We start from the raw sequence: 1,932 nt of genomic DNA on the forward strand, positions 1-1,932 counted from the left end.
GTTCCGCTTCGCCGTGCCCGGCATTTTGCTCGGCATTGCGCTGCGCGCCACGGCGCACAGCCTGCTGTTCTGATGCCCAACGCTTAATATCGACGTGATTCAGGCCGCTTTGAAAACGGCCATCCCGACTCACGTAGCGAAAAATGACAATATTACATCCAGAGCAGCTCAGGCTTATTGAAGGTAACAAATTTCTTGGTAAAGAACCGACACTCATCAATAGCCAGATTAATTTTCATGGTAAGAACAATATTCTGATATGTGAGGAGGGCGTAGTCCTGCAGGATTCCGTACTGGATTTTCGGGCGGATAATTCAATCATTTATTTGAGCCAAAGTGCGATACCCTATATCGTTAAAATAATAGCATTCTCAAATTCGGTCTGCTTCATCGGCAGACATAATTACTTCAATGAAAAGTTAACGCTGATTCTCTCAGAAGAAAAAAATATCATCATTGGCAATCATTGTTGTCTCTCCTTTGGTATCTGGATGCGAACCGCCGATCCTCATCTGATATATAACATTGCGGATAATCAGCGCATCAATCATTCCCGTAGTATTTATGTCGGCGATCACGTCTGGATCGGACAAAACGCCATGGTTTTAAAAGGTTCATCGATCCACTCCGGCAGCGTAATTGGTGCCATGAGTCTGGTGGCGGGGAAAACGATACACTCCAATAGCTGCTGGGGCGGAAACCCAGTGAAAATGCTTAAAGAGAATATTGCCTGGTCCGGAGAAAGCGTTCATCACTGGACAGAAGCGACAACGCGTGCCTGGAACATGTGCGATACCGAATCAGTGCAGTTTAACCATGACGACCATGTATTAAATATTGCCGTGATTGAACAGGGTTTTAAAGATGCCAGCAATGTTGTTGATAAATGCCAATATCTATTGAAGCATATCGTTAAAAACGAAAATAAAAACCGTTTTTATGGTTAAGGTAAATTAAAGGGCTAATGATGTCAGCCAATCCGTGTTAACCAGCCGCAGACCGCCATTAATAACGATCTGCGCGACCAGGTTACACGGTAAAGTTACGCATCCGCGCCAAACGCCAGCGCTTTCTGCGCGCGCAGCTCTGCCAGCCGGGCTTCCAGCGCGGCTTCGATGTGCTGATAGGCCGTGCTGCCCAGCGCCAGCCGCAGCGGCATCGTTTCCTGATCCAGCGTCGCCAGCGTGGCCGCCACACATTTTCCGGCATCACCCAATATAGCAAAGTCACCCGCTTCAATCGCCCGACGCAACTGTCCGGACGCGTTGTCGCGATAGGCGTCGAGCGGCGCAGCGATATCCAGCCCGCAGGCAAAATTGGTGGCGGTCGGGCCCGGCTCCACCAGCAGCAGCTCGATGCCAAAGCTGGCGACTTCCTGGCGCACCGCTTCGACAAAACCTTCAATTCCCCATTTGCTGGCGTGATACAGGCTGAAATTGGGATACGCCACCTGACCGCCCTCGGAAGAGATCTGCGCAATGCGGCCACCGCCCTGCTGGCGCAAATGCGGGATGACGGCGCGAATCAGCTGGATCGATCCGGTGAGATTGGTGGCGATCTGGCGTGCAATCTGCGCGTCGCTGAGCTCTTCCGCCGCGCCAAACAGACCGTAAGCGGCGTTGCTTACCACCACATCAATACGCCCGACGCGGGCAAAGGCGGTGGCGATGGCCGGAGCGATACTGGCCGTTTCGGCCAGATCCAGCCGCATCACCAGCAGCCGATCGCCATATTGCTGCTGCAAATCTTCCAGCGCCTGCTCGCGGCGCACCGTTGCCACCACGCGATCGCCGCGCTCAAGTAAACGTTCACTCATCAGTCGGCCCAGTCCGCTGCTGGCACCGGTAATTAACCAGGTTTTCATTTTGCGCTCCTCATGTTGAAAACCTGATGATAGATCGCTTTACTGGTGGTCATAATCCCCCCAATTGC

2 protein-coding genes are annotated in these 1,932 nt (G+C 52.3%); one reads left to right on the plus strand and one right to left on the minus strand.

Annotated elements, in window-relative coordinates:
• Nucleotides 1–143: 143 nt before the first annotated feature.
• Nucleotides 144–947 carry a hypothetical protein gene (locus FT726_RS26970; RefSeq protein WP_346303817.1) on the plus strand — a complete coding sequence of 268 codons (804 nt, stop codon included), beginning with the start codon at nucleotides 144–146 and terminating at the stop codon, nucleotides 945–947.
• A gap of 95 nt (nucleotides 948–1,042) precedes the next feature.
• Here the strand turns inward: FT726_RS26970 and FT726_RS26975 are convergent, their stop codons facing one another.
• On the minus strand, nucleotides 1,043–1,864 hold the full coding sequence (locus FT726_RS26975; RefSeq protein ID WP_346303818.1) for an SDR family oxidoreductase: 822 nt from the start codon (nucleotides 1,862–1,864) through the stop codon (nucleotides 1,043–1,045).
• Nucleotides 1,865–1,932: the final 68 nt, after the last annotated feature.

Origin of the sequence: Pantoea sp. Morm, assembly GCF_016643525.1 — a bacterium.
GTDB lineage: Bacteria > Pseudomonadota > Gammaproteobacteria > Enterobacterales > Enterobacteriaceae > Pantoea > Pantoea dispersa.

What these genes read in the sequence shown, in the direction of transcription:
- FT726_RS26970 (WP_346303817.1), top strand. Translation starts at nt 144, where the DNA reads ATGACAATATTACATCCAGAGCAGCTCAGGCTTATTGAAGGTAACAAA.
- FT726_RS26975 (WP_346303818.1), bottom strand. Translation starts at nt 1,864, where the DNA reads ATGAAAACCTGGTTAATTACCGGTGCCAGCAGCGGACTGGGCCGACTG.